The sequence below is a fragment of the Streptomyces capitiformicae genome (assembly GCF_002214185.1).
Classification (GTDB): domain Bacteria; phylum Actinomycetota; class Actinomycetes; order Streptomycetales; family Streptomycetaceae; genus Streptomyces; species Streptomyces capitiformicae.
In genome coordinates this window covers 2,967,893-2,982,687 of sequence record NZ_CP022161.1, presented here as the reverse complement: position 1 = coordinate 2,982,687, position 14,795 = coordinate 2,967,893, and the positions used below count along the sequence as shown (strand labels likewise).

The following is a 14,795-nucleotide window of genomic DNA, read 5'->3' as shown; positions in this document are numbered from 1 at the left end:
GTCCGGACAGGGCGCGTGCGCCCTGTCCGGCTCCTTGCGCCCCACTCGGCAACCCCGACACCCGGAAGGAACCACAGCGCATGAAGCCCACCAGGCTCCTGGCCTCCGTCGCCCTCGCATCGTCGCTCACGGCCGGCGCGGCCCTGCCCGCCGTCGCTCAGCCCGCCGCACCGCGCACGACCGCAGCGGCCGCCGCCGCGGAGACCACCGCCACACCGTCGGCCCAGGCGTCGGCGAAGAAGATCGCCAAGAACAACGGCATCAAACTGCTCAACCACCACGTCAGCGGGGTGAAGGACGCCCGTTCGACGGCGAAGGCCAACATCAGGGACGCCGCGCGCGGCAAGAAGGCGTACACCAGCAGGTACGCCCACCCGCGGGGTGTCAAGGTCGCGCTGAACGCGAAGATGCTCCACGCCATGCAGCAGCTGAACGCGAAGAAGCGGTTCACCTTCCGCGTCACGGCGATCGCCGGCAGCAAGCACTCGCCGAACTCGGCCCACTACAAGGGGCGGGCGTTCGACGTCGACATCGTCAACGGCTCGTACGTCTCCACCCGTGGGCCCGGCCTGACCAAGGCGAAGCGTCTGATGAAGGCGTGTACGTCGTACGGCGCCAAGCTCGTACTGGGGCCGGGCCACAGCGGGCACAGCACCCACGTCCACTGCCAGTGGTGACGCGGGTACGCGCCCACGCCTGAGGAGCTCGCCGACCGCCGCCGGAGCCACCGGCGGCGGTTCGGTGTCGTGCGGCCGCCCGCGACCCGCAAGCTCGACAGGCGTCAGCGCAGCGCCGCGTGACCCGGGCGGATCACCTCGTCGATCAGACGCTGCCGCTTCGGCAGCGGCAGGAACGCCGCCTCGGCCGCCGCGACCGTGAACTCCTCGAAGACCTCAGGGCCGACGGCTGAGCATGAATCCTGGCAACAGGACTCACTCCGGCTCAGTCTCCAGGAACGGTCGAAGGATGCGACGGGCTCCCGGCGACCTCGATGGACGAGGCGGCCGCGTCCGAGGAGGTGCTGGGGGCCTTGGCGTACACCTCGATCTCACTCATGGTGATGTAGCCGCCCGGGCGTGCGGTCATGACCACGCGCACGGCGGTCGCCGCTCCCGTTGTCAGTGGGACGTCGATCACGGGTGTGCCCTCGGTGCCGACCGTGATGGATTCGCTCGCGTCGGTCCACGTGCCGTCGTCGGGCGTCCGGATCTGGACCTTGAGGCTCTCGGGGAAGGACACGTTGGTCCCGTCCCGGTGGAAGTGGGCGACGAGCCGGGTGAGGTCGCGGGCCTTCGGCAGGGTGAAGGTGATCGTGTCGGAGGGGTTCTTGGTGCCCGACTTCCAGTTGGACCAGGCCTTCTCGGCGGTGTTGCCGTTGCGCAGGCCCTCCGCGGAGTAGCCGCTCTCGGTGAACGTGGCGCCCACGGAGACGTTCTCGTCGGGCGCGATGTTGGCCGCCACCGGTTCCGTGACCTGCACACGTACCGTCGCGTCGACCGTGCTGCCGTCGACGACCCGGGCGGTGCCGCGCAGGGTTACGACGCCGGTCTTGTCGAATGCTCCGTCTGGTGCCGCTTCCCAAGTCACGGGAAGGTCGGTCCGGCCGCCGTGCCTGCCGACGGCCACGACCGTCGTCGGCAGTTCCGGCTCGCCGCCCACGTACGTCTTGGCGCGGCCCGGGAGGGTCGAGGCGATCGTGTCGACGGTGACGACGGCCTTCGCGCGGATCTTCCGGCCGAGGGCGTCGGTCGCCTCACCCGTGACCCGTACCGTCCCGGGATCGCGCCACTTGCGGTCCGAGGGGAGGTCCCACACCACGGGGAGCGAACCCCGGGCGCCGTCACGGAACACCGGCGTCACCGTCTCCGGCAGCTTCGGCCGCAGACCGGGGACGGTGAAGGCCTTGGCCGGCTCCGTGCGCAGCACGGTCTCGTCGGTCACGGCCCAGCGCTGGTTCGCCGCCGAGGTCGGGGTGTACGCCGACACCTTGGCGCCGTCCGCCGAGGACTGCCCGGTGACGTCGATCAGGCGGCCGGTGGCGGCGTTCACGAACGTCCAACTGCCGTCGCCCGTCGTCGACATGATCCACTGGGCGGCTTCGGGGACCTCGCCGCCTTCCGGGCTCGGGTCTTCCAGCACGGCTTGGTTGTCGCGTACGGCGAGTCGCTTGCCGGTTGTCGCGCTGGTGACGGCGTAGCGCTCGCGGTTGTCGGTGCCCGGGGTCAGCTTCTCGACGGACCACAACTGCTGGGCACTCGCGGCGTCGGTCGTGCGGATGACGACACCGGTGCCGTCCTCCGACGGGGCCAGTGACTTGCCGCTCTGTGCGCCCTGGAGCCGGTAGACGTGCCCGGGCCGGACCAGGGCGGCGTCCTTCGCCACGCCGCTGACGCCCTCGACCAGGAAGGTCGTGACCGACTTCGCGGGGACGTCGAGGGTGGCCCGCCGGTCAGTCACCCGGACCGGGGTGCCCTCGACAAGGGCGCCGTCGGCGCTGGTCACGACGGGGATGACGGTCGCCCGCGGGGAGACCTTGGCGAAGCGCGAGAGGTCGAGGGTGACGGAGCGCGCGGACGTGCCGCTGTTGACGTGTACGACGGTCGCCGCACGGCCTGACTTCTTCACGGCGGCGACGCTGGACGCGTCGTCGACCTTCACGAAGTGGTCGCCGGGGCGGATGTGGTGGGTGAAGTTCCGGATGGTGTGGAACTTGGAGTTGGCCCGGATCGGACAGGTCTCCAGGGTGTCCTCCGCCGTGCAGTTGAACGGGACGTGGATGCTGCCCCAGTTCTTGCCGGCCGCGGCCTGCGGGATGGAGTCCTCGATCGGCTGCCAGAACACCCAGGCCGAGGGCTCCAGTTCACGCATGTCGTCGACCATGCGGGTGGCGATGCCGAGCCCCGGTTCCATGCTCGTGAAGTCGGTGCCCGTGCCCCAGGTGCCCTCGACCTCGCTCATCCAGAGCTTTTTGTCCGCGCCCTTGGCGATGTCACGGGCGCTGGTGCGCATGCCGGTGCCGTACGTGTGCACGTTGAGCTGGGGGAGTGCGGCTCGCGCGGAGGCGTCGTAGGCGTTCCAGTTCTGGGTGAAGATCGTGGGGTTGGTCTCGTCCATCGCCGAGATCTCGGCGTCGGTCCGGGCCCCTTCGAGCGCCTTGGCGAGCGCGAGGACCACCTTCTGCTGGAGCGCCGGTCCCGCGTGCGCGCCCTCCTGGCGTCCGCCCGTGGGCTGGCCGTCCGCGCCGATCTGAGTACCCCAGTAGTTGGTGTTGGGCTCGTTGAGGGGGGCGATGGTGTCGAAGTCGATGCCGTGCCTCTTCTCCAACTCCTCGGTCACGCGCACCAGATACGTGGCGAACTCGTCGACGCGGTCCGCGCGGATCTGGTCCGTGTTCGCGTCGAAGCCGCCGGAGACATAGCCGCTGACGGTCTGGAACCAGGGCGGCGAGTTGCTGAACGCCTCCCACTTGGTGATCTTGTCCTTGATCTGGTCCACCCACCAGCGCTGGCCCGCGTCGGCGTCCCAGTCCCAGTGGTCGGGGTTGTCGGGGTTCCACCACTCCATGTGCTGCCGGGTGGTTCCCTCGGGGGCCTTCCAGAAGCCGTCCATGGTCGCGCCCGTCTTCATGTAGTCCTTGCGGACGTCCGGGGCGTTGCCGCCGCCGATGTTGTAGCGGGCGATGTTGAGGGCGAGGCCGTCCTCGTCGAACAGCATGTCCACGAGCTGTCTTCGGATGGGTTCCGGGTAGCGGCCCGTGGCGTTGGCGAACCAGACGAGGCTTGTCCCCCATCCCTCGAACTCCTGCTGCCGGTACGACGGGTCGATCCGTACGGTGACCGCGCTCTGCGCCGCCGCGGCCGACACGTCCGCGGTCGCCGAGGCCGATACGTCCGCGGCCGCCGGCGGCGCGGCCATCAGGCCCGCGCCGAGGACCAGGGGAACCATGGGTGCCAAGGCTCGGACGATGCGATGTCGTGGCGTCACGACACTCCCTTCCACAACACGGAGGCGGGCACGACTTCATTGACATGCCCAAAACACGTGCTTAGCATTCAGGAAACTGAAAGCGCTTTCTAGTCCCTGTCGCTTCCCTGTTGCTTCCCGTTCTCGCACGGCCCAGGAAGATCCGCCCCCTCCCCGGGAGGAACCACATGAGGTCGTCGTTACGCGCGATTCCCGCTGTCACGCTTGCCCTGTTGCTCGCCGCGACGGTCGCGCCCGCGACCGTGATTCATTCGCAGTGCTCCGGCCTTCGGAACAGGGGTGAAGTGAATCTCGCGGTGTTGTTCCGGCGGAGCCGGGGCAGTGCGCGGCGCCGGTGACATCTCGCTCACATGTTCCTGGCGGCAGTAGGTGTTCGAGGCGGTATCGGCCTGCGGAGCGCCGGTAAGACCAGGAGCAATCCCGGCACGGCGCGAAGAAACAGGAAGCCACGGATTCCCCACCGGAAACCGCGCCGCCTAGCGGCACAGCAGCCGGCGGACAAGGCCAGAATCCTCGCCCTTCAGGGCGAGGGGCATGTCAATCCGGAGCGCTGACGACGCCTCCGAGCCCGGCCGGCTCGTCCAGCGAAACAACGTCTTCACCGGGTCCGGTACATGCGAGACCAACGGCACCGTGATCGAGCCTCGCACCTACTGCACCTACACGCTGGACCCGCGAACAACGTCCCCGCCCTCGTACGGGCCGGGGCGGGCGTCGGCAAGATCGGCGCTTGATCACTCCCCCACGCACACAGGAGGACCCCCACATGAGTTCACTGCGCGAGAAGGCGCTCATAGCCGCGCTGGCCGCCGCGCTTCTGGCTGGACCCGGTGTCGCGCAAGCCGTTCCGCAGGCCGCATCGCAGGCCGCGCCGGTGCCCCAGCAGCGGGCCGCGGCGGCCACCATCACCTGGACCCTCGTACGGGCGAGCAACCCCACCCAGGACCAGCAGACGGCGTACAACCTCATCACGGCGGCCATGAACGCCGCCGTCGCCCGGTACAACAACCTCAGCGACCTGGGCAAGAACATCACCGTCCACTACAACCCGGGCGTGCCCACCGCCGACGGCAACATCAACGGGACCATCCGCTTCGGCAACCGCGGCTACATGACCGAGCGGACCGCGCTGCACGAGATCGCCCACACCATCGGCGTGGGCACGAGCGCGGGCTGGTCGCGGTTGGGCGGCAGCGGCACATGGACGGGCGCGCAGGCCACGGCACTCGTCCGGCAGTACGACGGGTCGAGCGCCAAGATCTCCACCGGTGGTGGCCACTTCTGGCCGTACGGTCTCAACTACGAGAACGAGTTCTCGAACACGGCGGCCGACCGGCACGTCCGCATCGTCGCCGCGATGGTGCGTGACGGGCTCTAACTCCGGCTGACGTAGCGACAGTTGGTTTCTTGTGACAAGGAGTCGGCGCGCAGCCTGGCCGAGCAGCCGCTGGACTTCACCTGTTTCTGGCGAGGATGCCCCGGCGTTGAGCCCGGGAGGTTTGCCCTCCCGGGCCCTTCGACGTCATACGTGGGGGCTCAGACCTCGCCCGCCGCGAAGGCGGCCGCCGCGTCGGCGTCGGCGGTGTAGCCGAGGTGGGCGCCCACGTCGCCGCCGCCGTCCCGTGGGTGCTCTCGTACGCGGCGACGAGGCGGGCGCGCAGCGCGTCGGGGTCGGCCGCGGCGGCGAGTTCGCGCCGGTGCAGGACGCCGACCGCGCCGGCGCCCATGACGGCGATGCGCGCGGTGGGCCAGGCCAGATTGATGTCGGCGCCCAGGTGCTTGGAGCCCATCACCGCGTATCCGCCGCCGTACGCCTTGCGCACCACCACCGTGACCTTGGGGACGGTCGCCTCGGCGTACGCGTACAGCAGTTTGGCGCCCCGCCGGATGATCCCGGCCTGCTCCTGACGGGCACCGGAGAGATGGCCGGGGACGTCGGCGAAGGTCAGCAGCGGGATACCGAACGCGTCGCAGAACCGTACGAAGCGCGCCGCCTTCTCGGAGGCGTCGATGTCGAGGAAGCCGGCGGCGTGCAGCGGCTGGTTGGCGACGACACCGACCGAAGCGCCCTCGACGAGGGCCAGGGCACAGATGATGTTCGGCGCGAACAGCTCCTGTATCTCGAGGAGTTCACCGTCATCCACGACCTCACGCAGGATGTCCCGCATGTCGTACGCCTGCCCGAGCCGGTCCGGCACGACCGCGTCGAGGCGCAGACCGTCGGGCGCGGCCCCCGGCGCGTACCGAGGCGGCTGCTCCAGATTGTCGGCGGGCAGGTACGACAGCAGGTCCCGTACGGTGTCGAGGGCGTCCACCTCGTCGGCGGCGAGGTAGTGCGCGTTGCCGTTGACGGTGTTGCTGGTACGGGCGCCGCCCAGTTCCTCGGCGCTGGTGCGCTCGCCGGTGACCGTCTCGATGACGTCGGGCCCGGTGACGAACATGTGCGAGGCGCAGTCCACCATCACGGTGAAGTCGGTGATGGCGGGCGAGTACGCGGCCCCGCCGGCGCACGGTCCGAGGACGACCGAGATCTGCGGGATCACCCCGCAGGCCCGTACGTTGCGCCGGACCAGCTCGGCGTAGCGGGCGAGCGAGGTGACCCCCTCCTGGATACGGGCGCCACCGCCGTCGTTGAGCCCGATGACCGGACAGCCGGTCTTCAGGGCGAGGTCCATCAGGGCGAGCGTCTTCTCGCCGAAGGCCTCGCCCATGGTGCCGCCGAAAATCGTGGAGTCCTGGGCGAACACACAGACGGGGCGGCCGTCGACCGTGCCGTGCCCGGTGACCACGCCGTCGCCGCACGGGCGGTGGGCGCCGTCGCCGGTGGGCCGGGCCCGCACGAACAGGCCGGTCTCGGTGAACGACCCCGCGTCCAGCAGCAGGTCGATCCGCTCTCGGCGCCGTACTCACCACGCCGTCGCGGCCCACCGAGAGCGACCGCCCGCGCCCGACGGCTCTCGAGGTAGGCGAAGCGATCGATGGCGCGGCCGCCGGCCGGGTCGGCGGTCGGGGCAGCGGTTGAGGCAGGCACGGGTGTCACCGCCCGCTCCGCCGACTGCCTGGCCCGGGATGTCGTCACCTCTGGCGTCACAGCCACCTCCGAAGGGGCTTTCGAATATGGCAGCGGGGAAGGAGCGGGCGGGGCGATCGCCGTTCTGTTTGCGGGAGATGAGTCCTGTGGGGCCGGTGTTTGTCCGTGGGTGACAAGAGAGCCGTAGGGCCGTACGACACCGGCACCACCCATCCCGAACGCCGACCAGCCGGGCCGGGCCCAGTTCACCGAGCGCTGACGCGTGGGAAGGGTGTGGGCATGGACATGAATATCGACGCACTGCGCGGGGACACCCCGGGCACCGCCAACCGCGTGCACCTCAACAACGCCGGAGCCGCCCTGCTCTCCCGCCGGACCCTGGACACCGTCACCGCCCATCTGGAACTGGAGGCGGCCATCGGCGGCTACGAGGCGGCGCGGCAGGAACAGGAGAGGATCGACGCCACCTACGCGAGCCTCGCCCGACTGGTGGGCGGGCGGCCCGAGGAGGTCGCGCTGTTCGACAACTCGACCCACGCCTGGAACGCCGCGTTCTATGCGATGACGTTCAAGCCGGGCGACCGCATCCTCACCGGCCGGGACGAGTACGGAAGCAGCGTGCTCGCCTATTTCCAGGTCGCCCAACGCACCGGCGCGGAGATCGTCGTCGTCCCGGACGACGAGTCCGGACAGCTCGACACCGCCGCCCTGGCCGACCTGATCGACGAGCGCACCAGGCTCGTCGGCGTCACCCACGTCCCCACCAGCGGCGGTCTGGTCAACCCGGCCGCCGAGATCGGCCGGATCACCCGCGCCGCCGGGGTGCCGTTCCTGCTGGACGCCACGCAGTCCGTGGGCCAGTTCCCCGTCGACGTCGCCGCCATCGGCTGCGACCTGCTCACCGGCACCGGCCGCAAGTTCCTGCGCGGCCCACGCGGAACGGGCTTCCTGTGGGTGCGGCACGAGGCGCTGGAGTACCTGGACCCGTACGTCTGCGAGATCGAGTCGGCCGTCTGGGACGGCGAGCGCGGCTTCACCTGGCGCCCCGGCGCCCGGCGCTTCGAGACCTGGGAGAAGAGCTACGCCGACGTCCTCGGCCTGGACACGGCCGTACGCCAGGCCCTCGACCTGGGCCTGGACCGGATCGGCGAGCGAGCCGTCGCCCTCGGCGCGTATCTCCGCGACCGGCTCGACGACCTGCCCGGCGTCACCACCCACGATCTCGGCGCCCACCGGTGCGCCATCGTCACCGCCAAGGTCGACGGCCTGCCCGCGCCCGAGGTCGCCGCCGCGCTCGCCCGCCACGGCATCAACGTCACGACCACGGTCCCCGAACACACCCAGTTCGACACGGAGAACCGAGGCGTCCACCCTCTGGTACGGCTCTCCCCGCACTACTACAACACGGAGACCGAACTCGACCGGACCGTCGAGGTGATGGCCGGCATCGCGCGCTCCGCCCGCTGAAGCACGTACTCCGCCCGCTGAGACACGCACGCGGAAGCGGCTCGTCCGCGCGGACGAGCCGCTTCCGCGTATGCTCCGCGCGCTCCCCGCAGACGCCGGTTCACGCCCTGACGGCGGCGTCGCGCAGCCTTCCACACTGAGGGCGTGGCGAACGCAGAGATCATCGTGGTGGGTGCGGGGGTTTCCGGAATCGGCGCTGCCATCAGGCTGCGCCAGGAGGGCCACCAGGACATCCTGGTACTGGAGAGAGCACCGGAGGTGGGCGGCACCTGGCGGGAGAACACCTACCCGGGATGCGCGTGCGACGTCCCGTCCTCGCTGTACAGCTACTCCTTCGCCCCGAACCCGTCAGTGGAGCCGGATCTTCGCCGAACAGCGGGAGATCCACGACTACTTGCGGACGACGGTACGGCGGCACGGCATCGGCCCGTCACTGCGCCACGGCGTCGATGTACGGGAGGCCCGCTGGGACGACCGGGAACGGCGCTGGCACCTGGAGACGAACGACGGCCCGTACAGCGCCCCCGTACTCGTCCTGGCGACCGGCCCCTGGCGACGCCCACGATGGCCCGAGGTCCCGGGACTGACCGAGTTCGACGGCCCGGTGGTGCACACCGCCCGCTGGGACCCCTCGGTCCGGCTGACCGGACGACGGATCGCGGTCATCGGCAGCGGGGCCTCCGCCGTGCAGGTGGTCCCCGCGATCCAGGAGCGGGCCGCCGACGTGCACGTCTTCCAACGCACCGCCCACTGGCTGCTGCCCAAGCCGGATCACGGCATCCCCGGCTGGCTGCGCGCGCCGGGCGCCCAACGTGTCCTGCGGGCCGCCCAGTACCGCGTCCAGGAGGGCCTCGGCTACGCCTTCCGCCACCCCCGGCTCGTCCGACCGGTGGAGGCCGCCGCACGGGCCCATCTGCGCCGGGCGGTCCGGGATCCGGGGCTGCGCCGGGCACTCACCCCGGACTACCGGCTGGGCTGCAAACGGCTGCTGACATCGAGCACGTACTACCCGGCGCTGTCCCGCCCTCACGTCCGGCTCCACCCGACCGCCCTGGCCGAGGTGGACGGAAACCGGGTCATCGGCGCCGACGGCAGTGAGGCCGAGGCCGATGTGATCGTCCTGGCCACGGGCTTCCACGTCGGCGAGCTGCCGCTGGCCCGGAACGTGCACGGCACGCACGGCCGTACGCTCCGGGACACCTGGGACGGCGACGGCCCCCAGGCCTACCTCGGCACCAGCGTCAGCGGCTTCCCGAACCTCTTCCTGCTGCTGGGCCCGAACGTACTGACCGGCTCCACCTCCACCGTCACCGTCGTCGAGGGCCAACTGGCCCACCTCACGGCGGCACTGGCCCATCTGCGTACCGCGGGCAAGGCCTCCCTGGACCTGCGACCCGCTGTACAGGCCCGCTTCAACGCCGCCGTCCAGGAGGCGCTGAGCACCACTGTCTACAACTCTGGTGGCTGCAGCAGCTATTACTTCAGCCCGAGCGGACGCAACACCTTCTGCTGGCCCTGGTCCACCGGCCAACTCCTCCACCACCTGAACCACTTCGACCCGGACGCCTACACCTGGACGGCACCCGGCCCGACACCGGCCTGCCCCGTGAACGAGGAGGAGATCACCGCATGAAGCTCCGGCGCGGCCGAACGCGCCCCTACGACCGCGAGCTCGACGACCGACTCCTTCCCGCCGTCGGCGACGAGCAGGAACGTGTGCCGGTCGGCTGGTACTTCGCCCGCTTCAGCAGCCATCTGTCGTGCGGCGAGGTGGTCCCGGTGACGTACATGAGCCGGCAGTACGCGCTGTTCCGGACCGACGACGGGCGGCTCGGCATGATCGACAGCCAGTGCTGCCACATGGGGGCGGACCTCAGCCGCTGCGGGAAGGTCAGCGGGGAACACCTCGTCTGCGGCTTCCATGCCTGGGAGTTCGACACGGAAGGCATCTGCCGGAAGATCCCCGGAGCGGACCGCATCCCGCCGCGGGCCACCCAGCGGAGTGTCCCCGTCACCGAGCGGGCGGGGATCATCTGGTTCTGGCACGGCCTGGGACCGGCGGAGCCGCTGACCGGCCTGGACTTCGCCGAGGACCGCCGCCGCCATATGCACCTGGCGGGCCGGGTACTGATCTGCTACACGGACCTGCTCCCCATCAGCGAACACGTCACCGACGTCGCGCACTGGCCCTACACACACAGCCCCGGCCGCCGGATGACCTCCGTCATCCTGCGCGACGAAGGCCGGCACTTCTCGTTCCGTATCCAGCCCGCCGACCCGGACGGCACCCGCATCCACCACTTCCGCCCGTACGCCCTGGCCTCGTTGGTGAACCCGACCACGGCCCTGGTCACCCCACAGCGGGGTCCGGAACCCGCCGACACACCACCCTCGATGGCCTTCGTCGCGGCCGTGAGCCCCGTACGCCCCGGAGTCACGATCGCCACCTGGGGCCTGATCGTCCGCAAACTCGGCCCCGACTGGCTGCTGTGGCCGGTCAACCGGCTCTGGGCGGCCTTCGTCTGGCGCCTGGTACGCCGCAACCACGACGCGGACGTCGCCATCCTGCGCTGGATGCGCCCCGTGGCCAAGGACCTCTGGTCCGCAGACGACGGCCCCACCGTCCGCGCCTACCGCCGCTTCTACCGCCGCAACCTCGCCCCACCGGAGCCCACCACGTCCCGGTGACGTGCGACGCACGCCTCACGTCCCTGCCGCGAGGAACTCCCGCGCGCCACGAAGCGGAGTACGCAACCGCCGTCGAGTGGCACGGCTGTCCAGCCGGACATCGAGGGCCCCACGCAGGCCGCCGTCGACTCGTCGTCCGGCGGGCAGCAGTGACGTGTCGAGCCCGTCGCGGCGGGCGACGAGGACACCGAGTTGGTGACGGCTCAGGGCCTCCGGGCCCGCGATGTGCCACACACCGCCCTCGACGGACTCGCACACGGCCGGCTCCAGCAGCGCCGCAGCCAGGTCGGACACGTGCACCGGGCAGCGCACGACGTCGGTGAACAGCACTCCGGCGAGGACACCGGCCACCAGGTCGTGCACATGCTGTTCGTGCACGGACCGGGTTCCGGCGTCCCCGATGATCAGCGACGTACGTACCACGACCGCGTGCGGCGCCAGCAGCCGGACGCCGGTCTCCGCCGCGGCCTTCGCGGCACCGTAGGGAGTGACGGGGTCGGGGAGGCACGTCTCGTCGTAGTGGACCCGGTCGCCCGAGAACACGGCGTCGCTGGACACATGGACCAGGCGGCAGCCGTGCTCCACCGCGGCCATCGCCACGCGCAGTGAGCCCTCGGCGGTGACCGCCCAGTCGGCCCCGCCGCTCGACGCGTTGACGACGACCGAGGGGGCCACATCGGCCACCACCCTGGTCACCTGCGCGGCGTCCCGGACATCGAGGGCGCGCCAGGCGACGTCCGGGGCCGTACCGGGGCGGGAGGCGTAGGTCGCCGCCGTCTCGTATCCCGCCGCCGCGGCCCGGCGCGCCAACTCGGTTCCCAGGAACCCGCTGCCGCCGACGATCAAGAGCTTCATGGCGCTCCACGGTAGGACACCCGCGGGGCGGACGCCGAAGGGTTCAGGGCGTCGAAGCCTGCCCTGAGCCCAACGCCCCGCCGGCGGAGCCCGTCGCTCAGGAGCTCTTGCCGCGCCCGGTCATCGCGTCGCGCATGCGGTCGACGAGGCCGAGGCCGGGGGCGAGCAACTTGTTGGCCGGAGGCTTGGACGGCGCGGCCGGGTGCGGGCGGGTGGGAGCCGTCTTCTTGGCCATCCGCACCTTCTCACCGAGTTCTTCGAGCATCTCGACCGAACAGGACTGGGACAGGCGCGGGAAGAGATTGCTCTCCTCGTCCCGCACATGCTGCCTGATCTGGGTCATGAGCTGGGCGATCAGCCGGTCGAAATCGGGATCGTTGGCCTCGCACCGCTCCAGATCCTTCATGGTCCGCTCGGCCTCGGCATGATCCTCCAGCTCCCGGTCGGCGAGCGCGTCACCGTCCCTCACATGCTTACGGACCGCCGGGTAGAGGTACGCCTCCTCCGCTACGGAGTGCCGTACCAGTTCGATGGTGACCAGGTCCGCGTATTCCTTGCGCTGCGCATTCCCGGACGGCAGTTGCTCGATCTTTCCGAAGAGCTCTTCCACTTCGCGGTGGTCGGTCTTCAATTCCTCGACCACGTCTCCGCCGTGTCCCATTTCTCGTTCCTTTCGACGCGTCCCGGCCGTCGGTGTCGGGCGGGCTCTCGCGGAGGTCAGTGAAACTCCTCCACGTCCGCATCCGGCGCATTGATCCCTTGGTGGTCGGGTCGACCGGACCATGTGGCCGAGGACACCTCCCTTCCGTGGCCCGCGCCATTTCCGGGCCGGCGGCATCCGGCTACGTTTTCCGTGTGCTCCCCAGTACCCACGGACGGCCGGCCCAGTGCACAAAGAACTCTCCCCCCTCATAGCGGCGACCACCCAGTGGCTGACGCGCGCCTACCCGGCGGGCGGCGGCGCCCTGGACGCCGCGCTCTGCGCAGCACAGGCCCACCAGGCGGTGACCGTGGCGGCCTGGCTGCGCTACCCGACGCCGATGGACGCGGCGCTCGTGGGCGTCGCCGGACCCGGCGGCTCCGCCCGGCTCGACTGGATCACCGGCTCCGACGAGACCCCCGTAGCGGACGAATACGCCTGGCGGACCTGGGTGGACGAGGTCGTCGCCAGCTGGGCGGCCGGACTGCTCACCGATCCCGACCTGGCCCGGGACGCCGTGACCGCGGTGACCTCCCCGTCCGCCCGCCGCCACACCGGCGCTTCACCGGCCGCCTTCCGCCGCCTCCTCACCCCGGACGAGAACGACCGCCGGGCGGCCGCCCTGCTCCGCCACCCCGACCTGCTGGCCCCCGTCGCGGAACTCCACCACGCCGGCCTCCTCGACGCGCTGACGCCCGGGCAGCCGCTGACGGCCTGAGAACACGGGGAACGACAAGAACGGCGCCGGCCCTGCTACCAGCGCAGCGACAGCCCCGCCAGGAACTCGTCGAGCAGACCCGAGACGATCCGGTGGTCGTTGACCGAGGGATGCCAGTCGCAGCCCAGGAAATCGAGTCCGGGAGCGTCGTAGTACCAGTGGCGGACCCGGTCGTCGCCCCGCAGGTTTCGTTCCTCGACGATCCGCCGGGTGGCCTCGGCGAACGCGGTGGTGTTCCACAGGCGGGTGGCGGCGACCACGAGGAATGTCCGGGGGCCGTATCGCGTGCGCAGCTTGTCGAGGAAACCGTGGTAGGCACTCTTGTACGCGGCGACCAGCGCGCCCTCGGTCGTCCAGCGCTCGCCGGGATTGAGCGGGGTCGAGAAGTCGTTGATGCCCAGGCCGATGACGACGACCCGCGGCTGCCAGGAATCCGGTTTTTGCCAGACGTCGCCGTCGACATGCAGCAGGGCGCGGTCGTAGTACGTACGAAAGTCGACGCCCGTGTTTGTGCCGTTGTAATTGCGGACCATGCCGAGACCGGAGAATGCGTTGATCTGGAAGTCGGCGTCGAGTTTTCGCGCGGTGAGGGCGCCGAATGTGAGATCGGCGTTGCTGTTCCGGTTGACCCCGCCATTGCTCGAACAGTCCCGCGTGCCGGAGACATTGCCGTACCCGGCCGTGAACGAATCACCGATGAACTCGATCTGCCTGCTCCGCGCCCGGGGCCTGGCGAGGATCACGCCACCCGGGGCCGCGACGAATCCGCCGAACCGCCCGGCCGTCCAGGGGCTCTCGGTGCGTTTGACCACCCGTACGCGGTGCTCGGTGTCGGGCAGCCCGTCCAGCCAGGAGACGGTCCGGCCCGGGGTCACCAGAGTCGCGGCGGTCGTCCCGTCGATCTGGACGTCGTAGTCGTTGTCGGCGTCGTCGAGGACGATGCCGACCCCGGTCCCGCGGAACCGCCCCTCGAAGCAGACGCCGGGCCAGCTGTACTGGACCGTCCCATCGGCGGCCCGTCCGACCCGGCCCACCGTATGGAACCGGGCCCGCGCGTCGTCGGCGGCCGCCCAGGTGGGAGAGGAGACGGCGGTGACGACGCCGGCGGCGGCGCCCGCGACGAAGGCCCTCCGGGAGACACGGCCGGACGTACGGGGTAAGGGGCGAGGCGTCTGCATGGTGGGCCATCCCTTCGACAGCGGGGCGTGGGAGCGCTCCCGTCACGATTCGCTGTCGAAGGTGACCGCCCCACACGCCTCCGTCAACCCCTCGCGACGACATCCGCGACTCCTTCCTCAGGACGCGGGCGGAAGCCGGGTGCCGTCACCTTGAAATGCGGGATCCGGCACCGC

10 protein-coding genes and 4 pseudogenes are annotated in these 14,795 nt (G+C 70.5%); 7 read left to right on the top strand and 7 right to left on the bottom strand.

What is annotated here, in order from left to right:
- Positions 1–80 precede the first annotated feature (80 nt).
- Complete coding sequence (locus CES90_RS13195) at positions 81–677, top strand: carboxypeptidase (protein WP_189784955.1); 597 nt, start codon at positions 81–83, stop codon at positions 675–677.
- Positions 678–781: 104 nt separating this feature from the next.
- On the opposite strand, the pseudogene CES90_RS49500 reads toward CES90_RS13195, so the two are convergent.
- Positions 782–901: pseudogene (locus tag CES90_RS49500) on the bottom strand (adenosine deaminase); the annotation flags it as partial.
- A gap of 41 nt (positions 902–942) precedes the next feature.
- Positions 943–3,945, bottom strand: a complete 3,003-nt coding sequence (locus tag CES90_RS13190; protein ID WP_189784954.1) for a glycoside hydrolase — start codon at positions 3,943–3,945, stop codon at positions 943–945.
- 805 nt (positions 3,946–4,750) lie between these two features.
- Between CES90_RS13190 and CES90_RS13185 the strand changes: the two genes are divergently transcribed.
- Complete coding sequence (locus CES90_RS13185) at positions 4,751–5,362, top strand: hypothetical protein (protein ID WP_189784953.1); 612 nt, start codon at positions 4,751–4,753, stop codon at positions 5,360–5,362.
- Between the two features lie 158 nt (positions 5,363–5,520).
- Here CES90_RS13185 and CES90_RS49495 read toward each other — a convergent pair.
- Together CES90_RS49495 and CES90_RS13180 are read right to left on the bottom strand one after the other, a co-directional pair.
- Positions 5,521–5,604: pseudogene (locus CES90_RS49495) on the bottom strand (cutinase family protein); the annotation flags it as partial.
- A pseudogene (locus CES90_RS13180) lies at positions 5,594–7,015 on the bottom strand (acyl-CoA carboxylase subunit beta); the annotation flags it as partial. The pseudogenes CES90_RS13180 and CES90_RS49495, both read right to left, overlap by 11 nt.
- Before the next feature lie 279 nt (positions 7,016–7,294).
- Between CES90_RS13180 and CES90_RS13175 the strand changes: the two are divergent.
- The 4 genes and pseudogenes from CES90_RS13175 (at position 7,295) to CES90_RS13165 (ending at position 11,170) form a co-directional block, all read left to right on the top strand.
- Positions 7,295–8,482: an aminotransferase class V-fold PLP-dependent enzyme gene (locus tag CES90_RS13175; RefSeq protein ID WP_229914049.1), complete on the top strand. Its 1,188-nt coding sequence runs from the start codon at positions 7,295–7,297 to the stop codon at positions 8,480–8,482.
- Between the two features lie 144 nt (positions 8,483–8,626).
- A pseudogene (locus CES90_RS49490) lies at positions 8,627–8,779 on the top strand (FAD-dependent oxidoreductase); the annotation flags it as partial.
- Between the two features lie 97 nt (positions 8,780–8,876).
- Complete coding sequence (locus tag CES90_RS13170) at positions 8,877–10,115, top strand: flavin-containing monooxygenase (RefSeq protein WP_332836396.1); 1,239 nt, start codon at positions 8,877–8,879, stop codon at positions 10,113–10,115.
- A complete protein-coding gene (locus tag CES90_RS13165) occupies positions 10,112–11,170 on the top strand; it encodes a Rieske 2Fe-2S domain-containing protein (protein ID WP_189784952.1) in 1,059 nt (352 codons plus the stop codon). Before CES90_RS13170 ends, CES90_RS13165 begins: the two co-directional genes overlap by 4 nt.
- 15 nt (positions 11,171–11,185) lie before the next feature.
- Here the strand turns inward: CES90_RS13165 and CES90_RS13160 are convergent, their stop codons facing one another.
- Positions 11,186–12,025, bottom strand: coding sequence for an SDR family oxidoreductase (locus tag CES90_RS13160; RefSeq protein ID WP_189784951.1), 840 nt, complete (start codon positions 12,023–12,025; stop codon positions 11,186–11,188).
- Positions 12,026–12,122: 97 nt separating this feature from the next.
- Positions 12,123–12,686 carry a hemerythrin domain-containing protein gene (locus CES90_RS13155; protein WP_189784950.1) on the bottom strand — a complete coding sequence of 188 codons (564 nt, stop codon included), beginning with the start codon at positions 12,684–12,686 and terminating at the stop codon, positions 12,123–12,125.
- Positions 12,687–12,912: 226 nt separating this feature from the next.
- On the opposite strand from CES90_RS13155, the gene CES90_RS13150 reads away from it, so the two are divergent.
- On the top strand, positions 12,913–13,443 hold the full coding sequence (locus CES90_RS13150) for a hypothetical protein (RefSeq protein WP_189784949.1): 531 nt from the start codon (positions 12,913–12,915) through the stop codon (positions 13,441–13,443).
- Between the two features lie 35 nt (positions 13,444–13,478).
- Here the strand turns inward: CES90_RS13150 and CES90_RS13145 are convergent, their stop codons facing one another.
- Entirely contained in the window at positions 13,479–14,621 is a 1,143-nt protein-coding gene (locus CES90_RS13145) for an SGNH/GDSL hydrolase family protein (protein WP_189784948.1), read from the bottom strand.
- Positions 14,622–14,795: the final 174 nt, after the last annotated feature.

What these genes read in the sequence shown, in the direction of transcription:
- CES90_RS13195 (WP_189784955.1), top strand. Translation starts at nt 81, where the DNA reads ATGAAGCCCACCAGGCTCCTGGCCTCCGTCGCCCTCGCATCGTCGCTC.
- CES90_RS13190 (WP_189784954.1), bottom strand. Translation starts at nt 3,945, where the DNA reads ATGGTTCCCCTGGTCCTCGGCGCGGGCCTGATGGCCGCGCCGCCGGCG.
- CES90_RS13185 (WP_189784953.1), top strand. Translation starts at nt 4,751, where the DNA reads ATGAGTTCACTGCGCGAGAAGGCGCTCATAGCCGCGCTGGCCGCCGCG.
- CES90_RS13175 (WP_229914049.1), top strand. Translation starts at nt 7,295, where the DNA reads ATGGACATGAATATCGACGCACTGCGCGGGGACACCCCGGGCACCGCC.
- CES90_RS13165 (WP_189784952.1), top strand. Translation starts at nt 10,112, where the DNA reads ATGAAGCTCCGGCGCGGCCGAACGCGCCCCTACGACCGCGAGCTCGAC.
- CES90_RS13160 (WP_189784951.1), bottom strand. Translation starts at nt 12,025, where the DNA reads ATGAAGCTCTTGATCGTCGGCGGCAGCGGGTTCCTGGGAACCGAGTTG.
- CES90_RS13155 (WP_189784950.1), bottom strand. Translation starts at nt 12,686, where the DNA reads ATGGGACACGGCGGAGACGTGGTCGAGGAATTGAAGACCGACCACCGC.
- CES90_RS13145 (WP_189784948.1), bottom strand. Translation starts at nt 14,621, where the DNA reads ATGCAGACGCCTCGCCCCTTACCCCGTACGTCCGGCCGTGTCTCCCGG.